The organism is Bdellovibrio bacteriovorus HD100, assembly GCF_000196175.1.
GTDB lineage: Bacteria > Bdellovibrionota > Bdellovibrionia > Bdellovibrionales > Bdellovibrionaceae > Bdellovibrio > Bdellovibrio bacteriovorus.
The window spans coordinates 932,507-946,729 of the sequence record NC_005363.1 but is presented as its reverse complement, the minus strand read 5'-3'; the positions used below and the strand labels follow the sequence as shown (position 1 = coordinate 946,729).

Genomic DNA, 14,223 nt, shown 5'->3' with positions numbered 1-14,223 from the left:
ACAGCGGCTCATAAGGCCTTGATATTAAAGGATTTATAAAGGCCCCCGAAGGACCACTCCCAGAGGTTGACAGCCCCCACCCCTCGGACTATTCCTGACGCACATTTATTCGGGGAGTGCACTATGAAATGGGGATTTCTGTTAGCCGTTATTTTCTCTTCTGCTATCTGCAGCGCTCAAAGCTTGCGAGACATGGCAGTTGCTGAAGCAAAGTACGACGGCCTTGCAAAGCAAAGCGCCACCGACGCTCAAGTGTCCGGCATGCTGACGCTGAAAGATCCCCGCCCGGAAATCATCACGCGCAGCTGGAAATATTTCGCCGGCTTCTCTGTGCAAAGCTTCCAACCGGAAGGCATCGCCACCAAAGATGGCTCCGGTTCTTTTGACATGAGCAAAAACGGAACCACTGTGATGCCGGGTCTTGAACTGGGTGTGATGAGCCCGGCTTTGCAAACCAAAGCCGTGTTGTGGAAACTGGGCCTTCGCGCCAAGGGCGGATTCGCGTCCCAAGCGGCTTCCGTGAAACTGGATTCCGGATATGAAATCGACGACGCCCGCCTGAACACCATCATGTTCAGCGCCGGTCCCGTGATCAGCATGGGCTGGGAACGCCTGCCATGGCTTTCTTTGAACGTGTCCCCGCAATTTGGAAACATCAGCTACACCCAAAGCAGCTCCAACGACTTTGCGACTTTCAGCAAATCCAGCGCTTACGAATCCATGAACTATGGAGTTGATGTGATGCTGAATAAAAAGTGGTCTGTATTCACTGAATGGTCCCAAAGAACTGTTAAAGACAACAATGAGATCGCACTTCAAAAAGACAACTTTGAACTAGGAACAAAAGTAACATGGTAAAAATCCTTCTTGCACTTCTCAGTACCACAACCATCCAGGGAGCGTATGCACAGCAGGCTCCTGCAAAGAAAGAGATCACGCTGACTCAAAAAGACGTGGCTGAACTGGTTTTGAAGCAAGGCCTTAAAACCAAAGAAGTCAATTTGAAGTACCAGCAGTTCCGTTTGACTCCGGCCCTGGCGCTATCCGCCTACGACTGGGTTCTGAATGCGGAAACGGGTTTTGAGTACGACAAGTCCGCAGGTCTTCTTTCCAACTCCACACCAGTGGAAGCCAAGTACGAACGCTATCGCACCACTGTGGGTCTGAAAAAGCCTTTCACCACCGGAACCACTCTGGGCATTGAGCTGAGCCGCCTTTCCCAGCAGGTTGAGTTCGACAGCGTTGTGACGAATCCACCTCCGGGCGAACAGACTCTGGACAGCGCAGGAGTGTTGCTGGAACAGGCCCTTTTGGGGAACTTCTTCGGCGTTGCTGACCGTGGCACCGTGAATGCGGCCGAGCTGACTTATCAGGCGGAAAGCATCAACCGCGCCAACGAACTGGAAGAGGTCGTGCTTGAGGCGATTCGTCAGTTCTGGAACACTTATGTTGCACAGGAAAACTTCAAAGAATCCGTGGCTTCCCGTGACCGTTATAAAAAACTGGTCGATGCAGTGAAACGCAAAACCTCTTTGGGTTATTCCAACCCGGGGGACCTGCCACAGGTTCAGGCAGAGTTTGAAACCCGCGAACAAAAAGTAAAAACGTCCTCGACCGAGTATCTGGACAATCTGGAAAATCTGGTGACGTTGCTTTCTTTGGAACCGGGCACAGAAATCCGCTTCCAAATCCCGGGCAATATCCCGGCGGTTCCAAAGTTGCCACTTAAAAAAGTGGAGGACCTGCGCACCATCCGTTCACAGAAGCTGAAGGTGGAAGCGGCTCAGGAATCCCTGACAGCAGCCGAATCCCTGAGCTATCCGACGCTGAACTTCGTGGGCCGTGTGTACACCACCGGTGTGGATGAAAATGCGAACGATGCTTATTCTGATGTCGTGTCTGGCACCCGTCCGAAGTACTACATGGGTCTGAGATTCCAGTACAACTTCGGCTCTGACATCCAGAACGAGCAGATCATCAACAAGAAGCTTTCCAAAGATCTGGAATCCACCCGTTTGAGCCGCCAGCTGCTGGAAGCTGAAGATCTGGAAATCCAGGCCCAGCGCAAAGTGCAGTCCACTTATGCGGTGGTGCTGAGCGCGGAAAAACAAAAAGGCTATCGTGAAAAAGCCTCTCAGGAGCTGAACCGTTCCTACAATCAGGGTCGTACGGACATCTCGATCCTGATCACGGCGATGAACAACTATTTCGACTCGGAAGTTCAATACATGCGTGCCATGGGTGATTACGCCATTGCGCTGAATGAATGGGCGGCTTCCCGTGACGAACTGATTCCTGACGATACTTCGTCAGCTGATTACACTGAAAATAAATAATAAGAGGGGTTACCATGTTGAAAAAACTAATTCTTGCAGCGACGGTTCTAAGCCTTGCGGCCTGTGCGTTTGATCAGGACAAAAACGCGGGAAAACAGCGCGAGATCGAACTCAATGGAAAACTGCAACAGACTTACAAACCCGTGATCGGCACCTATGTGGGCCAAATCACGACAGCTGACGGCACTCAGGATCTGGAAGTGAAATTCTTCGAACTGAAAGTCGATAACGGCGCGAAAAACTCGGACGGTTCCACTCGTTTGCATTCCACTCTTTATGCGACTTACAAGCGCATCAACCCGGCGGGTGAAAGTTATGATTTCGTCGTGGGTTTTGCTCCTGAAACCGGCGACCTGACTTTGGTGAACGTAAAAGACATCAAATCTTTGGGCCGCGATGAAATCCAGACGGTGGATGCTAAAATCAGCGGCAACAACATCCTGGGTGAAGCCAAAGCGATCTCGGGCCCGAAAGGCATCGTCAGACTTTCCTTGAAAGCGCGTGAAAACGAATCCACGGGTGGTGGTAAGGAAGAGTTTGCCTACTATGAAAGACTGCGTGCACAGCTGACAGCGATTTCTGGAACTTACGTAGGCCAGATGGATCAGGGCAACTCCGGTCCGGTGAAAGGCATTGTGGGCATCACCTTGCGCCTTTACGTTCAGGAAACGGTGAAGGAAGGCTCGACTGTGACCATTCCTCGTCTGATGGGTGAATTGAACCGTGCCGACGACCCGGGCCACACAGCGGATCTGACTTTGACCGGTGTTTATGAAGCCGATCTGGCGGAACCACGTCTGACTTTGACAGGCAAACCGGCTCGCGATCTGAACTCCAAATTTGAAGCGGCTATTTATGGCAAACTTGTAAATGGTGTTTTGGAAGGGGCTCTGACATCTAATTACTCCATGTCAGGCAAACTGATCCTGAAAAAACAATAGTCCTGCAAGGGATTAACCAAGGAGATTTGAGATGAAGAAACTACTGGTGATTGCAATTGGATTTCTGACCCCGCCTGCCCTGGCCCTGAATGTGCCGTCGGTGGTGGACTCGGTAGAATACACTTACAACGTTCAGTGTTCTTTTTCTCATTTCTCGAAAAACGAATTTTGCTTCAACTATATCTGCAAGTACAAAAAGTACTATGTGTGTGAAGGTGACCAGGGTGTTTTGGATCTGATCCTGAACATCAAGACCGTTCGATATCCTAATGAAACGGCGAAAGAAGAAGTCACCAATTACAGCGTACAACCAAGATAGAAAAAGGGGCTTTGAAAGCCCCTTTTTTATTTCTGCCTAACGCAGGCTTAAGCCCGAGGGCGGCTGCACCTGCTGCACTCCCGGCATGCGCCACTGATGGCTGAGGACTTCATCTTTCGGCCAGTACAAACGCATCAACAAGTTGAAATCCTGCCCCGCCGGAGCCGGCAGCCAATTGGCCACTTTGCTGGCTTCAGGTCGGTCGCTTTGTATGTAAATCTCAAGGGATCCGTCCTTTCCATATCTAAGCTTATCGCGGTCCCCGAGCGCATAACGATTCAGCGGGTTCTTCACGAAGTTTTGCTTGGAGTTGTACAACGTCAGTGACCAGAACGCCCGAACCGGAGGCAGTTGGTCCTTGGCAAAACGCAGTGTGTATCTATTGTCCCCTTTCAGCGGCATGCCGTTGGCATCCACCGAAGCGCGCGGATAAACGGCATCTTGAGGAAGGTTGGCCCCCAGGAAGTACTTGGCGACATAAGCCCGGTTTTCGTAGTCAGTCCCATAAGCCCCCATGTGATAGGAATAAACCCAGCCGGCGCTAACCTCCACACCCGGTGGCGCCTGGTTCAGGGCCACGATCTTTTCCAATGCCATTTTAGCGCCCCGATTGAACGCCACACGCTGAGCATCACTCAACGCCCGGGCATCAAATTGCCCTGTTTCAGAAATCCCCAGTCGGGCCATTTTTTCAATCATCCCGGCGTCTTCCTGATTCGGTGGATTCTGCTTCAGCAAACCAGCAAACTTTTCCATGAACTCCACGCCGTCCATAGCCTCCACCTGGGCCACCGGCGGAGTTTTCATATCCACTGTTGAGCTGACCTGGCGGGTCGGCGTAGCGATGACTTCCGTGTCTGTTTGATTCCAGGAACTGAGGGTGGTCAGTCGATATTTCTTTTGAATCTCACGAACGGCGGCAAAATCTTTGGGGCCATTGGTTTGCGTGCGACCAATAATCCAGACTGTGTTGGTCGGTGCTTTGATCTCGGTGACACCGGTCGGAAGATCCCCCGTCCAGCCAGGCCCGGTGATCGCAAAGTCGCCTTTATAGGAACCGGTCGTTCTGGTTCCCGGAGATGCAAACACATCCGTCCAGGCACTCATCATCTGCATCAGATAGTAACGCTTCCCCATGTCCGGGACACTCAAGATGACCGGTTCCAGCGACAGATCCAAAAAGGCCGAGCTGTAAAGAGTGTCAGCATTGGGACTGACCACTTCAGTGAAGCTGGCATCAGGGAAGCGGTCCTTGTGCAGGAATTGATTCACCGGCGCCGCATCGGCCGTCACTCGGGAAACATTGGTCAGCACCTCGCGGCTGGTTTCCACCAAAACCATCGGATAACCATAGATATAAACTTCTTCCGCCAACTTTTGGATTTCATCGGGGCTGGCAGTGGTTTTGACTGACGCTGTCGTTTTTTTCTCGGAAGAACTGCAGGATGCCATCAGCATCCCGGCCGTCAGAACAACGGCCAGATTGACGAATTGGAACTTCATGAGAGCCTCCTTGCTCAACAACCTATGATTGAAGGCGCCCTGAAGATCAGCAACATGTAAGAATGCACCAGCCTAGACTGCCGTGGTCAAGCTTGGCCCTGAGACTTCTTTTCCAGTTCGGCCCAGCGGGCATAGGCGGTTTCGATTTTGCTTTGCAAAGACGAAATCTCAGCGAAAAGCTCCTGCACTTTTGAAGCCTGGCTGACCACTTCAGGTTTGCCAGCTTCAGTCTGCAGATTTGACAGCTTTTCTTCCATTTCAAAAATGTTGGCTTCCATGTTTTCCAATTCAAACTTTTCCTTGAATGAAAGCTTCACAGGTTTGGCCGCTGCTTTTTCAGCCTTCTTTTCTTTCTTCAGCTCCTGGGCCTGCAGTTCTTTTTGTTCTTCGAACCACTCTTCCCATTGCAGATAACCGGCAAAACGTTCCATGGATGTCGAACCATCCGGATTCTTGTGCAATGCCAAAATGTCAGAAGCCACTTGGTCCATAAAGAAACGATCGTGCGTGACCAAAATCACCGCACCGGTGAATTCCTTCAGGGAATCCTCCAGCACCGTCAGTGTGGCCACATCCAGATCATTGGTCGGTTCATCCAGAATCAGTACTTGGGCTTCATTCAGCATCAATTGCGCCAAACGCAGACGGCTTTGCTCGCCACCTGACAGCTTTTCCACCGGCAGATCCATTTGCTGACGATTGAACAGGAATCTTTCCAGATAACTGCGCGCAAACACATACTGCCCCTGATAGTGGACGTAGTCCCCGTCAGGACAGATGTTTTTCAAAACGGATTCTTTGGGTTTCAGGGTTTCACGGTTTTGTTCGAAGTATGCAACCTTCAGTTTGTCCGCCTGAACCACGCGGCCCGAAGTCGGAGCTTCCTGCTGAAGCAGCATACGAATCAGCGTGGACTTACCCGAACCGTTGTCCCCCAGCAATGCCAGACGGGTTTTCGGCGTCACCAGGTAACTGAAATCGCTGAAGAGTACACGCCCATCATACGCTTTCGTGACGTGATCGACTTCGATCAGCTTTTGCGGATTGCGGTCGGTTTCTTTGAATTCAATTTTTACTTTGCGGGCGGCATTCTTGGCAGAAAGCTCTTCGACATCCTCTTTCAAAGTGCCGGCGCGATCAATACGGGCTTTCTGTTTGGTCAGGCGGGCCTTGGCTCCCCTGCGCAGCCATTCAGTTTCCCGACGAAGTGTGTTCTTCATCGCAAGCTCTTTCTGCTCCTGTCCGGCCAGCAGAATCGCCTTTTCCTCAAGATACTCCAGATAACCACCGGTAGTGGAAATCAGATAGTTGGGATTTTTCGGATCCAGATCAAAGATCTTGTTGACGGTTCTTTGCAGGAACAATCGATCATGCGTGATGGTCAAAGTCGCAAAGGGCGCACGGCTGAGGAAATCCTCAAGCCACATGATACTGGAAACATCCAGGTGGTTCGTCGGCTCATCCAACAACAACAGCTCAGGGTCACGCACCAGTTCGCGGGCCAAAGCCACACGCTTCTTCCAGCCGCCGGAAAGATCACTGACCAGGAAGTTTTCTCCGAACTGAGTCAGCTCCAAACGAGCGATCCACTCGTAAGCCGAACCAATGGCTTCGTGAGGGTCTTCAGCCTTGCTTAACACCGCATCCAGGATGGTTTCATCTTTTTTGAAAGTGGGAGTTTGCTCCAGGTACCCCAGACGCAAACCCTTTTTCGCGGTCACATCCCCAGAATTCGGAGTCATGGTGCCAGCCAGAATTTTCAGCAAAGTGGATTTGCCGGCCCCGTTAGGACCGACCAGGCCCACGCGTTCGCCCTCTTCAATGCCCAAAGAGACGTTTTTAAACAGGGTTTTCCCCGCAAAGGATTTTTCGAGCTTATGTGTATTGATGAGAAGCATGGCCCAACTTACTTCTGTTTCTCGATATCGGCCAGAATTTTCTGAATAGGAATGACGAATTCGCCCTTACAGTCGTCCTCTGCGCATTTCATGATCTGAACAGAACCATCTTCGCTGTCCGGCTGGAAGTCATCTTCACCACCGTGCAGGACTCCGATCAATTCATGAGTTTTACTGTCAAACACCGGAGAACCTGAGTTTCCGACGAAAACATCCAGATTCGTCTCTAAAGATCCCATTTCATTCACACGGCGCACTTTACCCTGGGCGGTTTTCTTAAGGCTGCCCAGCGGATACCCGATGGAGTACACCGAGTCCCCGACCAACGACACGGCCGTCGACATGATAGCGGGCTCGACTTCATCCTTAGGCATGGACACCTCAACCAGGGCATAGTCCAATCCGCTCTGGAAGTCATTTTTCTGGGCTACGATCTGTTTGCAATGCCAGCCCTTGCGGGTGGTGGCCCCGTCCATCTTCTGCTCGTCATTAAAAACAAATACGGTATTTTCACACGAATGGTCCTCGGTAAAACAATGTCCCGCTGTCAGAACCATCTTCGGAGCCACCAAAGTACCAGAACAAAAGGCCTTGGACTCCTGGCCACTCCACGGAAGCTGCTGACCCGTGCCGTAGACCTCATCAACGGTCCAGATAGCCTCGCCTTTGATGATCTCATTCCATTTGTCCAAATGAACCAGCGCCACGTTGGCGCGGGTGTTGCGGTCCGCAGTGGAAACCTCCTGAATGGAGTCCTCGCCATAAATCACACCCTGGGTCAGTGTCCCATCAGTGTTTACAAATGCCGAAGGTGCAGAGTCACCTCCGCACCCGACAAGATTCATGATAAGGGCCCCGGCAAGGGCGGCCTTCCACAGTTTCATTAGTGTCCTTTAGTGAAGTCTACGTCATCGCGGTGAGCTTCAGCCATGTGGCCTTGTTCCCAACGACCTTCCACGTTTTCAGAGTCCACAACTTCGTTTTGAGTGCCTACCGCTTTCACAGTGTAAGTCGCCGTGGCGATTTCTTTGTTCATGCGGTTTTCAACCGAGATGCGAACCAAAGCGTCTTGACCCGCCTCGCTCACTTCACGGATGTCTTTCAGGTCGATCGTGCCGTCAATTTCTTTGGTCACATCACCCACCGTCACGAACTTCTTAAGACCCGCCATCTGAGCATCACGACCCGCAAGGGAGATGTTCATGAAGTTAGCGTCAGAAGTCATATCGATCTTCAGATCCAGGTGGCGAGCAACACTTGCCGACTTAGGACGCGGAAGTTTCGCAAAAGTGCCTTTTCTGTACGCTTCGATTTCAGATGCAGAGGACTTCTCCATGAAGGCCTGAAGCTCATTGTAAGTACCGCATTTCACTTCTGGCTTGGAGCACACTTCATTGGCAAACTCAAAGAAAGCTTCCATGTAAGCACCGCTCATCCATTTGGAGAAGTGGTGGCCGATGTGAACCGGAGCACGGTTGCCATAGTAGTTGTTGTTGAAGTAGCTGCGATAGATTGAAAGCATGTTGGCTTTAACCTGTGCTTTTTGCGCCGTGGATACTTCGTTCAAGCAGTCACGGGCTTTGTTGGCTTTCACGGTGTTGCCGTTCTTGTCACGCTTCATGATCTGCATTGTTTGAGGTTCTTCCTTCAACACGCGGGCTGAATCACGAACGCAGAAGTTATAATCCATAGAGATCCACTTGCGCGCGCCACCTGGTTCCGGCACTTCCGCCAATGGGAAGTTCCAGGTGCCGAATTCATTTCTTTGTGGCCAGTAGTTTACGAAATTCAGTTTGGACGTGTCGTACTGAATGCCGAACTTAGGCAGATTCGGCCACAAGCCCGGGCTGACACCCAGAACCGGAGCACGGAAACCCGTGATTTCGTTTCTGAACAACAAACCTTTGGATTCTTTTTTAGAGATGCCGTTCAGGTCAAACACGCGATCCAGGATTGCATAGAATTGAGTGAACTCAGATTTCCAGTCCGCCTCGCTCCAGCGCAGGTCCCATTTTTTATTGCGGAAACCACCGTCAAAGTGACCCACGGCGTGGGAGCCGATTTCATGGCCTTCACGGTAAGCCGCATTCATCTGATCAATACGATCAGAGATATCACGTCTGTCATCGCCCCAACCGATAGCAGAACCACGGTTTTTCGTAGCCACTTCGTTGCCAGCACCATCCAGGATCAAACGTTGACCCGGTGGTTGATAGAAGGTTTTGTTTTCAGGGCTTAGGAAATAAACCGGATTGATAAAGAATGTGAAACGTGTGTCCACGCCCGCATCTTTTCTAAGTTTGGTGTAATCACGGGAGTACTGCCAAACCTCGTTGTTGTAAGATCCATCAAAAGCAAACATCACAAATTGTGGTGGTCTTTTAACTGTGGTGGTTGTTTGCGCCCAGGCAAAATGCTGGGTAAACAAAGACAAAGTCACAAGGCCCTTTGCGATCAGTTTTCTTTTGGACATGGAATCCTCCGTATTGTTTTTATATTCAATAAGGGTGATTGCAACGGCTATGCCCGCGAAATCACGGGGTTTGAGCCTTAAAAGCTGTCCAAAGATTGAACGAAGAACAATTAACGGCGATCAGTGTCTCAGTATAAGACACGTATTTGAGCAGGACTTTGGACCAAGATTCGGAACACATATTCACTGAAGGTCGAGGGGAAAAACAAAGAATTCTTCAAATTCAAAACTTCCCATATAAAATGAGAATAATGAAAATACAGATCGTTGCCCTTTTCGTGATTGCCTGTGTGTCACTTATAAACTCGTCTGCATTTGCAGCGTCCATGACCTGCAATAAAAGACAATCCGCCACCACTTGCATGATTTGCAACTGCTACCATGAAACCCGCGGAGAATCCTTCGAAGGCATGGTGGCCGTCAATAAGGTGGTATTGTCCCGCTCGGAAGATGATGCTTACCCAAGCTCCATCTGCGGCGTTGTTTATGACGATGCCCAGTTCAGCTGGACTCAGGACAATATCAGCAACAACATCAATGCCACCAAAGATGAAGACAAAGAAGCTCTGGACATGTGTAAAAAGGCCGTCAACCTTTCGGTAAAGGAAGGCCCCAATGACGTTATTTATTACTACAATCCGAGTATCGCCCGTCCCTACTGGGCCCGTCGCATGACCAACTGTGGAAAGGTCGGAAACCACACCTTCCTGGTTCCGCGTGGTGAATCCTGCCCTAAAAAGCTGGGTGTCGTCGGCAAGTACTCATCTTCTGGCAGCAGCAGCCAAAGCAAGAAAAGCACAGGTGCAAAATGATAAAAGTGTTGATCGCGACTCTTCTTTACAGTGTTTGCAGCTCCGCCGCCCCCGTGGCGACCTCGGCTGGTGATACGGCTGAGATTTCCGTGCAAGATGGGATTGCGAAAGTCTCCCTTCCCGCTGAAGCCCGCAAAGCTTTGATTGACTGGAACCCCGAGTTTTTAATTTTTGATCTGAAAGATTATCCCGAGTCCGTCTTAAGCCTGATCAAGGATGTGGAGCCCAACGGTGTGCCCATGGCCTTTATTGCAGATTTGGACAACAACGGCGACAAAGACATCGTGCTTCTGGGAAGTGATCTGCACCGCCAGTATGCGGTGGCTTTGACCAAGAAAGACGGCGTTTGGCAGGCGGTTGAAATCCAGTCCTGGAACATTCCAAACATCAAAAAAACAGTTCTAAAAAAAGAGGATAAAACCAAAGAAACCGGCATCCCGCTTTATGTGCTGCCTGCGGAAGACGAACACGCCAAGAAGCTTGGCAAAAAAGTCGGCATTCAGGTGGAAAGATATCTGGGCCCGGCGACCGTTTACGAAATCAAAGACGGCAAGGCTTCCAAAGTCGTTCTGGAATAAATCAAAAGGTTCCCGGTTCTTTTTTGAACCGGGAACCTTTTTAGGTTGTTTCATATTGAAAGTGTCGTTGTTCTAACATTTCCAGATACTGCTCCCGATCAATCAGCTTCCCGCCCATACTGGCCACCACGGGCGTCACCATCTGCACATCGATCCATTCATGTCCCTGCTCTGACAACACTTCCACCAGCCTCCACAGTGCCAGTTTTGAAGCATTGGGCTTTCGATAGAACATGCTTTCACCGCTAAACACGCCTTCGACCAGCACACCATAGATGCCGCCGATCAAAACGTTGTTTTCGCGGACCTCCACAGACATACAATAACCGGCCTTGAAGAATTCCAGGTAGGCGCGTTTCATCTGCGCCGTGATCCAGGTGCCATCCTGACCGGGACGAGGCTGCTTGGAGCATTCCTCCAGCACATGATGAAAATCCTGATTCACTGAAAAATGAATTTCCGGATGACGCTTGCGAAAGCGGCGCAGACTTTCCGGCACGTGGAAATCACGAAACTCCAGCACGCCCCGTTCTTCCGGAGAAAACCACAGCATCGGCAGCCCCGGCTGAGGCCACGGGAAGATACCCTTGCTGTAGGCCGTGTAAAGCGTGCCCACATCCAAAGATCCGCCAATGGCCAGAATTCCTTCGGCCAGAGTTTCGCGCGGATCGGGAAAGTCCACTGAAGATCGCAACTTCCCCTGCATTATTTTACCTTGTACGTCAGACGGTAAATCACGCCCGCCTTGTCATCAGAAATCAGCATCGCCCCATCGGGCAGAACTTCCACGTCAACCGGACGGCCCCAGGAGGAATCCCCCTGCAGCCAGCCCTCGATGAAAGACTCCGTCTTTTCCACATTAGAACCATTCAATTTCACAAACGTCAGACGATACCCTTGTGGCGTGGAGCGGTTCCAGGAACCGTGTTCTGCCAGAATGATGCTGTCTTTATATTGCGCCGGGAACTGTGTGCCCGTGTAAAAGCGCATACCCAAAGGTGCCACGTGAGCCCGCAGCTCCACCACCGGAGCCACATAGTCTGAACACTTTTTGCCTTTGCCGAAATCAGGATCCAGTGTGTCCTTGCCATGACAAAACGGGAAACCGAAGTTCTGGCCCGTTTTGGTCAAGCGGTTCACTTCACAGGGCGGACGATCATCCCCCATCCAGTCGCGACCGTTGTCGGTGAACCACAGCTCTTTCGACTGCGGATGGAAATCAAAGCCCACGGTGTTGCGCACGCCGGAAGCCACTTCCTCTTTGCTGGTGCCATTCACGTCGATGCGATAGATGCGCGCATAATCTGTCCCCGGATCACAGATGTTGCAGTTGGCGCCCACCGGGACATAGAGCTTCCCGTCCGGACCAAAACGGATGAATTTCCAGCCATGGTGCGTGTCCGAAGGAAAAGTCTGCGGCAAAGCGCGCAGGGGTTTTGCCGGAAGCTTCACATTAGGGCTGGCATCAAATTCATGAATACGCGCGATCTCGGCCACATAAAGTTTCCCGTCTTTATAGGCAACCCCGTTCGGAGTATCCAGCCCCTGCGCAAAGACGCTGGTCTTGCCATCCTTCACCACATAAACCTTGTCACCCGAACGCGAGCCCACAAAAATCCGGCCATCCGGAGCCTGCGCCAAAGACCGCGCCCCCGGCACCTGAGCCCACACCGAAATCTGAAACCCAGGAGGCATTTTCAGCTTTTCCAAAGGAAGTTGCTTCGCCCCCGCAGAAAGCGAAATCAAAAGCGATCCAAGAAATACCAAACCAGCTCTCATAACAACCTCCTCAGTTCTATCGTTTGCAGATATCGCATTTCCCACACGGTTCAGTGTGTTCATGCCCAAAGTAAGCATAGATGCGATTCATGCGGCACTCGCTGTCCTGATTCGCCCACTGCACCATCTGCAAAAGTTTGGTGTTCTGAGCGCGCAAAATAGCTTCGTCGTTTTCCGCCAGGAACTGCTCGTCCGTTGGTGCCTGCACGCAAGCAAAGGGAAACGGATCGTCGGACTTTTGCAGACATCCCCAGCGTTCCAGAATACTGACTGCGGCTTCGGACCGGAAGTCCCGGCGATTTCTAAAATTCATTTGTTCACGAAGGAAGTCAAATCCACCCTGATCCACCTGCATTCTTTTGTCTTCTATCAGTTGATAGATTTTGCGGATGAAATCAGGCTCGGGGTGAGACCATTTCAAAAACTCCATCTGAATGCTGACATCGTCCTGGTCATACAGCAGATGACAAGATGACTCGGCCCCGTCTCGACCGGCACGACCGACCTCCTGAAAATAGGATTCCAAAGAGTTCGGGGTTTCGGCATGAATCAACAGGCGCACGTTGCTTTTATCGATGCCCAACCCGAAAGCGGGCGTCGCGATCATCAGCGGAGCTTCTTCAGTCTGGAAGGCTTTCTGATTGCGCTTGCGATCCTGCGGCGGCAAATCGCCGTGATACACCAGATGCGCCATGCCCAGTCGGTTCAACGCAGACGAAACTTTCTTCAGCGTCTGAATCAAAGAGCAATAAATGATCGCCGTTCCTGGTGTCAGATGACGAAGCCCCACGATGGCCCGGATCTTTTCATCGATTCCATAGATGTCGTGAACATTCAGGGCCAGGTTCGGGCGCTCAATCCCCGCGGAAATGATCAGGGCGTCTTCCATATTCAGTTTTTTCAGGATGTCTTTTTGAACCTCGGGCGTCGCCGTGGCCGTCAGCGCCAAAGTCGGCGGATTGCCCAAAAGGGCGCGGAACTCTCCGACCCGGGAATAATCCGGGCGGAAGTCATGCCCCCATTGGGAAATACAGTGAGCCTCGTCCACGGCCAAAAGTTGAATGGCCCGTTTTTCAATAGCCTGAAGAAACTCAGGTTTACGGAAGCGTTCCGGGGTCACATAGATCAGCTTGAAGTCGCCTTTGGCCAGGCGGTTCTGGCGGGACTCGCGTTCGTCCCGGCTCAAAGTGGAACTTAAGAACGTGGCACTGATCCCCAGCTCCTGGGCCTTGAAAACCTGATCCTGCATCAAAGCGATCAGCGGCGATATGACGACCACCAGGCCCTCGCGGGTCTTTGCTGGAAACTGAAAGCAGAGGCTTTTTCCCATTCCCGTGGGCATTAAAGCCAGTAGGTTCTGATTTGCCCAAACTTTATGCAGGACTTGCTCCTGCTCGCCCCGGAAAGAAGTAAAAGGAAAGTTCGCTTTTAAAAGCTGAAGAAGATCGGTCATAGTGCCGATCAGTCTACGCTACTCAGAGGGGGCCCGTCAGCCAGGCCCCTCGAGGATGCGGTGCGTTGGGATTCTGGCCTAGAATCTTTTTTTGCACTTAGTAGTATTTGATGATAATTCGAGTACTTTCA

The 14,223-nt window shown here is 51.3% G+C and carries 13 protein-coding genes; 6 read left to right on the top strand and 7 right to left on the bottom strand.

The features are described 5' to 3' along the window. The first annotated feature begins 123 nt into the window (after positions 1 to 123). From BD_RS04605 to BD_RS04590, 4 genes are read left to right on the top strand one after another with little or no spacing between them, the layout of a single operon-like run. Positions 124 to 858, top strand: coding sequence for a hypothetical protein (locus BD_RS04605; RefSeq protein ID WP_226987926.1), 735 nt, complete (start codon positions 124 to 126; stop codon positions 856 to 858). Next, positions 852 to 2,336: a TolC family protein gene (locus BD_RS04600; RefSeq protein ID WP_011163535.1), complete on the top strand. Its 1,485-nt coding sequence runs from the start codon at positions 852 to 854 to the stop codon at positions 2,334 to 2,336. Before BD_RS04605 ends, BD_RS04600 begins: the two co-directional genes overlap by 7 nt. Before the next feature lie 14 nt (positions 2,337 to 2,350). Next, entirely contained in the window at positions 2,351 to 3,277 is a 927-nt protein-coding gene (locus BD_RS04595; RefSeq protein WP_011163534.1) for a hypothetical protein, read from the top strand. Positions 3,278 to 3,308: 31 nt separating this feature from the next. Continuing rightward, complete coding sequence (locus tag BD_RS04590) at positions 3,309 to 3,596, top strand: hypothetical protein (RefSeq protein WP_011163533.1); 288 nt, start codon at positions 3,309 to 3,311, stop codon at positions 3,594 to 3,596. A gap of 36 nt (positions 3,597 to 3,632) precedes the next feature. Here the strand turns inward: BD_RS04590 and BD_RS04585 are convergent, their stop codons facing one another. From BD_RS04585 to BD_RS04570, 4 genes are all read right to left on the bottom strand, one after another. Beyond that, entirely contained in the window at positions 3,633 to 5,099 is a 1,467-nt protein-coding gene (locus tag BD_RS04585) for a DUF1254 domain-containing protein (RefSeq protein ID WP_011163532.1), read from the bottom strand. A gap of 86 nt (positions 5,100 to 5,185) precedes the next feature. Then, a complete protein-coding gene (locus BD_RS04580; protein WP_011163531.1) occupies positions 5,186 to 6,997 on the bottom strand; it encodes an ABC-F family ATP-binding cassette domain-containing protein in 1,812 nt (603 codons plus the stop codon). An 8-nt stretch (positions 6,998 to 7,005) separates the two neighbouring features. Beyond that, positions 7,006 to 7,881: a trypsin-like serine peptidase gene (locus BD_RS04575; protein ID WP_011163530.1), complete on the bottom strand. Its 876-nt coding sequence runs from the start codon at positions 7,879 to 7,881 to the stop codon at positions 7,006 to 7,008. Continuing rightward, complete coding sequence (locus BD_RS04570; RefSeq protein WP_011163529.1) at positions 7,881 to 9,470, bottom strand: polysaccharide deacetylase family protein; 1,590 nt, start codon at positions 9,468 to 9,470, stop codon at positions 7,881 to 7,883. Before BD_RS04570 ends, BD_RS04575 begins: the two co-directional genes overlap by 1 nt. Before the next feature lie 251 nt (positions 9,471 to 9,721). Here BD_RS04570 and BD_RS04565 point away from each other — a divergent pair, with 251 nt between their 5' ends. Together BD_RS04565 and BD_RS04560 are read left to right on the top strand one after the other, a co-directional pair. Continuing rightward, positions 9,722 to 10,282 carry a cell wall hydrolase gene (locus tag BD_RS04565; RefSeq protein ID WP_157865650.1) on the top strand — a complete coding sequence of 187 codons (561 nt, stop codon included), beginning with the start codon at positions 9,722 to 9,724 and terminating at the stop codon, positions 10,280 to 10,282. Then, positions 10,279 to 10,860, top strand: a complete 582-nt coding sequence (locus BD_RS04560; protein ID WP_011163527.1) for a hypothetical protein — start codon at positions 10,279 to 10,281, stop codon at positions 10,858 to 10,860. The genes BD_RS04565 and BD_RS04560 overlap by 4 nt, the downstream gene beginning before the upstream one ends. Positions 10,861 to 10,900: 40 nt before the next feature. Here BD_RS04560 and aat read toward each other — a convergent pair whose 3' ends face one another. Genes aat through BD_RS04545 form a run of 3 tightly spaced genes read right to left on the bottom strand, consistent with a single transcriptional unit; the run spans position 10,901 to position 14,092 of the window. Beyond that, the gene (gene aat / locus BD_RS04555; protein ID WP_226987925.1) at positions 10,901 to 11,542 is read right to left on the bottom strand and encodes a leucyl/phenylalanyl-tRNA--protein transferase; all 642 of its coding nucleotides are present in this window, start codon (positions 11,540 to 11,542) and stop codon (positions 10,901 to 10,903) included. Between the two features lie 23 nt (positions 11,543 to 11,565). Continuing rightward, positions 11,566 to 12,639, bottom strand: a complete 1,074-nt coding sequence (locus BD_RS04550; RefSeq protein WP_011163525.1) for a PQQ-dependent sugar dehydrogenase — start codon at positions 12,637 to 12,639, stop codon at positions 11,566 to 11,568. Positions 12,640 to 12,655: 16 nt separating this feature from the next. Continuing rightward, entirely contained in the window at positions 12,656 to 14,092 is a 1,437-nt protein-coding gene (locus BD_RS04545) for a RecQ family ATP-dependent DNA helicase (protein WP_011163524.1), read from the bottom strand. Positions 14,093 to 14,223 lie beyond the last annotated feature (131 nt).

What these genes read in the sequence shown, in the direction of transcription:
- BD_RS04605 (WP_226987926.1), top strand. Translation starts at nt 124, where the DNA reads ATGAAATGGGGATTTCTGTTAGCCGTTATTTTCTCTTCTGCTATCTGC.
- BD_RS04600 (WP_011163535.1), top strand. Translation starts at nt 852, where the DNA reads ATGGTAAAAATCCTTCTTGCACTTCTCAGTACCACAACCATCCAGGGA.
- BD_RS04595 (WP_011163534.1), top strand. Translation starts at nt 2,351, where the DNA reads ATGTTGAAAAAACTAATTCTTGCAGCGACGGTTCTAAGCCTTGCGGCC.
- BD_RS04590 (WP_011163533.1), top strand. Translation starts at nt 3,309, where the DNA reads ATGAAGAAACTACTGGTGATTGCAATTGGATTTCTGACCCCGCCTGCC.
- BD_RS04585 (WP_011163532.1), bottom strand. Translation starts at nt 5,099, where the DNA reads ATGAAGTTCCAATTCGTCAATCTGGCCGTTGTTCTGACGGCCGGGATG.
- BD_RS04580 (WP_011163531.1), bottom strand. Translation starts at nt 6,997, where the DNA reads ATGCTTCTCATCAATACACATAAGCTCGAAAAATCCTTTGCGGGGAAA.
- BD_RS04575 (WP_011163530.1), bottom strand. Translation starts at nt 7,881, where the DNA reads ATGAAACTGTGGAAGGCCGCCCTTGCCGGGGCCCTTATCATGAATCTT.
- BD_RS04570 (WP_011163529.1), bottom strand. Translation starts at nt 9,470, where the DNA reads ATGTCCAAAAGAAAACTGATCGCAAAGGGCCTTGTGACTTTGTCTTTG.
- BD_RS04565 (WP_157865650.1), top strand. Translation starts at nt 9,722, where the DNA reads ATGAAAATACAGATCGTTGCCCTTTTCGTGATTGCCTGTGTGTCACTT.
- BD_RS04560 (WP_011163527.1), top strand. Translation starts at nt 10,279, where the DNA reads ATGATAAAAGTGTTGATCGCGACTCTTCTTTACAGTGTTTGCAGCTCC.
- BD_RS04550 (WP_011163525.1), bottom strand. Translation starts at nt 12,639, where the DNA reads ATGAGAGCTGGTTTGGTATTTCTTGGATCGCTTTTGATTTCGCTTTCT.
- BD_RS04545 (WP_011163524.1), bottom strand. Translation starts at nt 14,092, where the DNA reads ATGACCGATCTTCTTCAGCTTTTAAAAGCGAACTTTCCTTTTACTTCT.